Below are 8,053 nucleotides of genomic sequence, written 5' to 3'. Positions count from 1 at the left end.
GCCCGCCGGACCTGGTCGCCGACCTCGCGGACCGCGGGATCATGATGGTCGGCGGCTCCGCGCTGCTGCCCGGCTTCGACCAGATGCTCCGTCATCCCGGGCGATTAGCTCAGTGGGAGAGCGCTTCGTTCACACCGAAGAGGTCACTGGTTCGAACCCAGTATCGCCCACCGGAACGTCGGCCCGTCTGCGAATCCGCAGACGGGCCGACGTCGTTCGTGCGACCACCGCGAACGCGGCCCCCGGTACCGTGCGACACCCGGCAGCCCGGCTCCCGTGCGTGCGCACACGACCAGCTCGGCGCCGGAAGCCTGTTGCCCGCGACGAGCCAAGCCGCGATGCGTGCGCCACTCCGCGCCTCGTGACTCCGCGACTCCGCCACTCATGAGCCGTGGCTTCGATGCATGCGGCATGTCATGAGACAAGCTTCGATTCAGCCGGTGTGCCATAGGGTCAGCCTCTGATTCGCCGGGCTGCCGGGGAGCTGCATGCGCAGCATCCCGCGACCGCCGCCACCCCAGGCGCCACCCCGCCGCCACCCCGGCCACCACCCCAGCCTCGGCCCCGCGCACCACGCCCCGCGCACCACACCACGAGCTCGCCGCCCCGACGCACCCGCCCCACCGCGAGCTCGCACCCCGAGCCTGGCCGCGCCACGGCACCGCCGCGCCCCGTTGCCTCCGGCGCGTCACGCCCTCGCCCCCCGATGCCCCCGGCGCGTCCCGCCGTCCGCCCCCCCCGATTCGTATGACCCGTCGCGCCCGCGCCCCCGATTAGTCCGCCACCTCAGCGCTCAGGCAACGATTCACGCCGGCGTCCCGAACCCAAGCGCCGTGCCCCGCACATCGCCGTGATCGTCCGGCCCCGGTAACCGTCCGCAGTCGCCCCACCCCCCATCCCCGTATCACCTGACCACGCACCCCCGCGCCCCCTCATCCGGCCAGGTCGGGTCATGCAGTGCCATGCCGTGTCACACCGTGCCGTTACGTCACATCGTCAACTCCCCTCCCTTCAGCTGTCATTCGTCGCGTCAGCCCCCCAACCCCCACCCGTGCAGGCGGATTTCAGTCGTTCGGATCAGTCGCTCGCAACCTGATCATCCGTTCGATGATCCGAACGCGCGCCTCTCACCTGGGAGTTCGCGACATCGCAAGCCCCGAGTCCGCGCCACGCACACCCGTCGCCGCGTCGCCGTCTCACAAGAAAATCCTGTCCGAATCATTGACGCTCCCTCAAGCCCCTCGTACCTTGTGCCAGCAAGCGCTTTCTTGAAACGATTCATGCAAGCGGCAACGACGCTGCGGGGAGGGCCCGACTGTGGGAACCAGCAGGAATGTTGAGAGGCGTACGGTTCTGAAGGCCGCGGGGGCCACGGCGGTCACGCTGGGCTTGGCGGCGACCACCGGATGCGGGGGAGACAGCGGTACCTCGGCGGACGGGACGGTGACGATCCGTTATGCGTGGTGGGGTTCCGAGGACCGCGCGGAGCGCATCAACAAGACCATCGCGCTCTTCGAGAAGAAGTACCCGAAGATCAAGGTGAAAACGGACTTTCAGCCCTACCTCGACTTCTGGAAGAAGTTCAACACCCAGGCTTCCGGCGGCAATCCGCCGGATGTGTTCCAGAATGCCATTGGATTCCTGCGGAAATACGACGCGAAGAACGTGCTGCTGGATCTCAGCGAGCAGGTCAAGGCGGGCAACCTCTCCACGGAGGGCTTCCGGGCCGGCCTCGAGAAGTTCGGTGAGGTGGACGGCAAACTCCTCGGAGTCCCGGTCGGTTCCAACTCGCTGGCACTGGTGATCGACAAGCCCGTCTACACCAAGGCGGGCGTCAAGCCGGAGCAGGGCTGGACCTGGGACGACTTCCACACGGCGATGGCCAAGATCCGCGACAAGACCGGGCGGGCCGGCGACAGCGGCATGTACGGCGTCATGTACCTCTACGACCTCTACCTGCGCCAGAACGGCAAGGCGTTCTTCAAGGACGACGCACTCGGCTTCACCGAGGCCGATCTGACGGACTGGTGGACGAAGGCCAAGCAGGGCGTCCAGGACGGCATCTACGCCGACGCCAAGAAGGTCGCCCAGGTCAAGCCCAAGTCGGCCGTCTCCGCGGAACTCGCCGCCAGCGAGTTCACCTGGGACAACTTCACCGTCCGTTACACCTCCGAAGGCAAGAGCGAGTACGGACTCGCTCCCATCCCGACCACGGACGGCAAGAAGACCGGCCAGTACCTGGGCTCGCTGATGCTCAGCGCCTCCAAGCGGACGAAGCACCCCAAGGAGGTCGCCCAGTTCATCGACTTCATGGTGCACGAGCCCGAGGTCGCCAAGATCATGGGCTATGACCGCGGGGTGCCCTCGACACAGGCCCAGTTCGACGCGTTCCAGCCGACCGACGAGGTCAACAAGGCGATCGCCGCGTACGAGGAGTCCCTCGTCGCCTCGGGCGTCCTGGAGCCCATCACCCCGCATCCGAACGGTGCGGACATCTGCGAGTCGGCCTTCCTGCGCATCGGCGAGGAGCTCGCCCTGGGCACGCGCTCGGTGGACGAGGCCGTCAAGCAGTTCTTCACCGAGTCGAAGACGGCTCTCGCCGGCTGATGGGAACCGCCGTGACACACGCCCCTGCGATGGAGGGCCTCGCCAAGGACTCCGAGCCGCGGCACGGTCCGGTGAACTCCCCGCGCCCCGCCGAACTGAAGCGGCGGGGCCGTCGGGAGAACCTGGCCGGCTATCTCTTCATGTCTCCCTGGATCGCCGGTTTCCTGCTGCTCACAGCGGGCCCGATGATCGCCTCGCTCTACTTCGCGTTCACCGACTACAACCTGTTCGACGCGCCCAGGTGGATCGGTCTCGACAACTTCTCCGAGATGTTCAACGATCCGCGCTGGCGTCACTCCGTGCAGGTGACGATGTGGTATGTCGTCGTCGGGACGCCACTCAAGCTGCTCGCCGCCCTCGGCGTGGCACTGCTGCTGGCCCAGAAGCGGCGCGGGCAGGCCTTCTACCGGGCCGCCTTCTACGCGCCGTCGCTGATCGGGGCGAGCGTCTCGGTCGCCATCGTCTGGAAGGCGATCTTCTCGGACGACGCGATCGTCGACCGGACGCAGAAGCTCTTCGGGATCGACGTCGGCGGCTGGACCGGCGACCCGGAGATGATCATCTACAGCCTGGTGGCGCTCACCGTCTGGCAGTTCGGCGCCCCCATGGTCATCTTCCTGGCCGGCCTCAAGCAGGTCCCGCGGGAGCTGTACGAGGCGGCCGAGGTCGACGGGGCCGGCAAGCTGCGGCGGTTCTGGAACATCACGCTCCCGATGATTTCCCCCGTCCTGTTCTTCAACGTCCTGCTGGAGACGATCCACTCCTTCCAGATCTTCAGTTCGGCGTACATCGTCGGCGGCGGCGCCGGCGGCAACGCCTGCGGGCCCGCGGACGGCTCGATGGTCTACACCTGCTACCTCTATGTCCAGGGCTTCGAGAACAGCCGGATGGGTCTGGCGTCCGCCATGGCCTGGATGCTGCTCATCGCGGTCGCCCTGGTGACGGCGGTGCTGTTCTGGTCCCAGAAGCGCTGGGTGCACTACGAGGAGGGCGCCTGATGAGCGCACAGGCCACCGAGGTCGCCCCGGCCCCGACCCCGCCCATGAAGTCCGCGAAATCCACGAAGGGCGGCGCGTTCCGGCGCCGGCTGCCCGGATCGCTCGCCTGGCACCTCGGCTCCCTCGCGATCCTCGCCGTGATCCTCTATCCGGTGGTCTGGGTCATCGGCGGCTCCTTCAAGAAGAGCGAGGACATCGTCGGCAGCCTGGATCTCTTCCCGGGCTCGCCGATCACGTCGAACTACACCCGGCTGTCCGAGGGCATCGCGGACATCTCGATCTCCACGTTCTTCCTCAACTCGCTCACGCTCGCGGTCGGTTCCGTGATCGGGATCGTGCTCTCCTGCTCGCTGACGGCGTACGCCTTCGCGCGGATCAGGTTCGCGGGCCGCAATCTGCTCTTCACGCTGATGATCGGCACGCTCCTGCTGCCGTACCACGTGCTGCTGATCCCGCAGTACGTGCTGTTCCGCAACATGGGCATGATCAATTCGTACACCCCGCTGCTGCTCGGGAAGTACCTGGCCACGGAGGCGTTCTTCGTCTTCCTGATGATGCAGTTCATGCGCAACCTGCCCAAGGAGCTCGACGAGGCGGCCCGGCTCGACGGCTGCGGGCATCTGCGCATCTACTGGTCGATCGTCCTCCCCCTGTGTCGTCCGGCCCTGATCACCAGCGCGATCTTCACCTTCATCAACTCCTGGAACGACTTCATGGGCCCGTTGATCTACCTCAACGAACCCGACAAGTACACGGTCTCGCTCGGTCTGAAGATGTTCGTGGACCAGGAGGGCGTGGCCGACTACGGCGGCATGATCGCCATGTCGCTGGTGGCGCTCCTGCCGGTGCTGGCCTTCTTCCTCGCCTTCCAGCGCTATCTGATCGACGGCATGGCGACGTCCGGACTGAAGGGCTGACCGGCATGGCCGAGGCGCGTGCGAAGGCCCGCACCCCGCGCAGGGAGTCCGTCGTCGCCGAGCGGTTCGGCGTCTTCGCCGAGTGTCTGCTCACCGGCGTGTGGATCGCCGTGGCCTCGCTCGGGGTGGTCACCTACCCGGCCGCCTTCGCGGCGGGGGCGCGCCATCTGCGTCGGCACACCGCCCACCAGGGCGGCGGCTGGCGGGAGTTCGTCCGCGACTTCCGGACGGCACTGCGCGGCGGCTGGCTCGCCGGGCTCGCCGGATGGCTGGCGGCGGCCGCGGTCTGGGTCGACGTCCAGGCCGTGCGGGCCGGGCTTCCCGGCGGGCCGTTGGTCGGCGCGGTCGGCGTGTTCGCGCTGATCGGGCTCGGTGTCGCCGGACTGCGGGCGGCGGCCGTATGGACGCCGGACGCCACCTGGCGGGACCTGTTCCAGCAGGCCGGCCGCCGGACGGTGCTCGACCCGGCCGGCTCCTTCCTCGTCGTCGGCGGACTGGCCGTGGTGGCCCTGTCCGCCTGGTTCGTCGCACCGCTGGCGGTCCCCGTCCTGGGGGCCGTCGTGGCCGCGGCCGTGGCCGTGGAGCAGCGGTACCGCGACCGCTGACCGGAACCCCTCAGGGTCGGCGTCCGATCCGGGCGCCGCGCCTCGCTCTGTCATGCCCCTGACCATCCCCGACCGCCGCTGACCGTCCCCGACCACCGCTGACCACCCCTGATCGCCCCTGCTCATCGTGCTCATCGTGTTCATCCCTGCTCTGCATCCCGCACGGAACGGAAAGGAAGGCCGCATCCCATGTCTCCCATCCCCCGCAGGTCCCTCCTCAAGGCGGCGGCCGTCGCCGGCGCCGCCGCACAGTTCAGCTGGGCGCTGGGGGCCCAGGACGCCGAGGCCGCGCCCGCAGCCGCCGCGGCCGACGCCGATCCGGTGACCCTGGACTGGCTGGAGGACGGCGGCCTCGGCGCCGCCCCCGGCTCCACGCTCGGCGTGCCCTGGCCCATGGGCGCGTACCAGGAGGACCAGACCTTCGCGCTGACGGACGCCGCCGGCAAGGACGTCCCCGTACAGTCCTGGCCGCTCGCCTACTGGCCGGACGGCTCCCTCAAGTGGACCGCGCACGCGGTGAGTTCGGGCACCGGCAAGCTCACCCTCGCCGCCGGCGCCCCGGCCGCCCCCGCCCAGAAGGTCACCGTCGACAAGCGCGGCGGCACCATCGACGTGTCGACCGGCGTCATCACCGCGAAGATCGGCAAGTCGGGCACGACCCTCATCAAGTCCGTCACCCGCGGCGCCACCGAGATCGCCAAGAACGGGCGGCTCGTGCTGATCCGCCAGCCCGAGATCGAGGACGAGGACCAGGGCACCGTCAAGACCGAGCGCTTCGAGGGCTCCATCGACGGCGTCACCGTCGAGCAGTCGGGCCCGGTCCGCGCGGTCGTCCGCATCGACGGCAAGCACCGCAAGGGCGGCCGCAGTTGGCTCCCCTTCTCCATCCGCCTCTACTTCTACGCGGGCGCCGACTCCTTCCGCATGGTGCACACCGTCACCTTCGACGGGAAGCAGGAGCCCGGCAAGGCGAGCGGCGACTTCATCCGCGGAATCGGCGTTCGCTTCACCGTCCCGATGCGCGACGCGTCCTACGACCGTCACATCCGCATCGGCGGCGAGGGCACCGGACTGCTGCGCGAGGCCGTCAAGGGCATCACCGGCCTGCGCCGCGACCCGGGCGCCGCCGTACAGGCCGCGCAGTACGCGGGCCAGAAGCTCCCCGACCCCGCCACCTGGGACCAGCGGGTCACCACCCGCCTTCAGTACATCCCCGAGTGGGGCGACTACACCCTCTCCCAGCTGTCGGCGGACGGCTTCACCCTGCGCAAGCGCACCAAGAAGGGCCACGGCTGGGTCGGCGCCGGCGGCGGCAGGCGGGCCTCCGGCTTCGGCTACGTCGGCGGGGCGAGCGGCGGATTCTCCTTCGGCCTCAGGGACTTCTGGGAGAAGCACCCCGCGCAGCTCGACATCCGGGACGCGCACACCGACGCCGCCGAGGTCACCCTGTGGCTCTGGTCGCCCGAGGCGCAGCCCATGGACCTGCGCTTCTACCACGACGGCATGGGCCAGGACACCTTCCCCGAGCAGATCGAAGGCCTCAACATCACCTACGAGGACTACGAGCCCGGCTTCGGCACCCCCTACGGGATCGCCCGTACCTCCGAGCTGCTGTTCTGGGCCAACGGGTCGACGCCCGCACCCGAGAAGCTCGCCGAACAGGTCGAGGCCGTCCGGGTGCTGCCGCAGCTCGCCGCCCCGCCGAAGCAGCTCATCAAGGCGAAGGTCTTCGGACCGGGCCTCTACTCCGAGCCGGACCGCTCGACCCCCGCCAAGGCGAAGATCGAGGACCACCTCGACTTCCTCTTCACCTACTACAAGGACCAGGTGGAGCAGCGCCGCTGGTACGGCTTCTGGGACTACGGCGACATCATGCACACCTACGACGCCGTCCGCCGCCAGTGGCGGTACGACATCGGCGGCTACGCCTGGGACAACTCCGAGCTGTCCCCGGACCTCTGGCTCTGGTTCGCCTACCTGCGCTCCGGCCGCGCCGACATCTTCCGCTTCGCCGAGGCGATGACCCGGCACACCGGCGAGGTCGACGTCTACCACATCGGCCAGTGGGCGGGCCTGGGCACCCGGCACGGCGTCCAGCACTACGCGGACAGCGCCAAGCAGCAGCGCATCGCCAACACCACCTACCGCCGCTACTACTACTTCCTCACGGCGGACGAACGCGTCGGCGACCTCATGCACGCCAACGTCGACTCCGACGAGACGTTCCTCGCCCTGGACCCGCTGCGCAAGGTCCGCACCGAGCCCTACACGCCCGACCGGCACGCCCTGTCGATCGGCTTCGGCACCGACTGGAGCGGCCTGGTGTCGGCCTGGCTGACCGAGTGGGAGCGCAAGGGCCCCAAGTGGGAGAAGGCCAAGGCGCGCGTCCTGTCCACCATGGAGACCATCGCCGCCCAGCCCAACGGCTTCGTGCAGGGCAGCGGGCTGTACGACCTCGACACCGGCAGGTTCGCCATCGCCCCGGCGCCCGTCGTCGGCGTCTCCCACCTCTCCGCCGTGTTCGGCCTCAACGAACTGTGCGCCGAGCTCATCCACCTGGTCGACATGCCGAAGTTCAACCAGGCCTACTTCGACTACTGCCGCTACTTCAACGCCACCAAGGCCGAACAGGCGGCGCGCTACGGCTCCAACTTTGGCTCCCTGCTGCTCTTCCAGGGCCACTCGCGCCTCGACGCCTACGCCGCCGTCCAGACCGGCGACGAGGTGCTCGCCAAGCGGGCGTGGACGAAGTTCTACAGCTCCGACGGCTACATGGAGTCCTCGCCGTGGAAGACGGAGCGGGTGAGCGGCCCCACCGCCCTGGTCGCGGGCAGCGACGCCACCTGGGTGTCCACCAACGACACCGCGCTCTACGGCCTCGCCGCCATCGAGAACCTGGCCCTCCTGGGGGACAAGATGCCGTAGC

At 68.9% G+C, this 8,053-nt stretch carries 5 protein-coding genes, 1 tRNA gene and 1 pseudogene; all 7 read left to right on the top strand.

Annotated elements, in window-relative coordinates; genetic code table 11:
• Positions 1-92: pseudogene (locus tag ACWCPF_RS23360) on the top strand (rod shape-determining protein); the annotation flags it as partial.
• Between the two features lie 6 nt (positions 93-98).
• A tRNA-Val gene (locus tag ACWCPF_RS23355) sits at positions 99-170 on the top strand.
• Positions 171-1,317: 1,147 nt separating this feature from the next.
• Positions 1,318-2,607 carry an ABC transporter substrate-binding protein gene (locus ACWCPF_RS23350; protein WP_451046983.1) on the top strand — a complete coding sequence of 430 codons (1,290 nt, stop codon included), beginning with the start codon at positions 1,318-1,320 and terminating at the stop codon, positions 2,605-2,607.
• Positions 2,607-3,605, top strand: a complete 999-nt coding sequence (locus ACWCPF_RS23345) for a carbohydrate ABC transporter permease (protein ID WP_358807428.1) — start codon at positions 2,607-2,609, stop codon at positions 3,603-3,605. Before ACWCPF_RS23350 ends, ACWCPF_RS23345 begins: the two co-directional genes overlap by 1 nt.
• Positions 3,605-4,522: a carbohydrate ABC transporter permease gene (locus ACWCPF_RS23340; RefSeq protein ID WP_451046982.1), complete on the top strand. Its 918-nt coding sequence runs from the start codon at positions 3,605-3,607 to the stop codon at positions 4,520-4,522. Before ACWCPF_RS23345 ends, ACWCPF_RS23340 begins: the two co-directional genes overlap by 1 nt.
• Before the next feature lie 5 nt (positions 4,523-4,527).
• Entirely contained in the window at positions 4,528-5,127 is a 600-nt protein-coding gene (locus ACWCPF_RS23335) for a hypothetical protein (RefSeq protein ID WP_451046981.1), read from the top strand.
• A 189-nt stretch (positions 5,128-5,316) separates the two neighbouring features.
• Positions 5,317-8,052, top strand: a complete 2,736-nt coding sequence (locus ACWCPF_RS23330; RefSeq protein ID WP_451046980.1) for an exo-rhamnogalacturonan lyase family protein — start codon at positions 5,317-5,319, stop codon at positions 8,050-8,052.
• Position 8,053: the final 1 nt, after the last annotated feature.

The organism is Streptomyces sp. NPDC001858 (assembly GCF_053594615.1).
The sequence above is the reverse complement of the archived record's forward strand: the minus strand, read 5'-3'. Positions and strand labels throughout refer to the sequence as shown.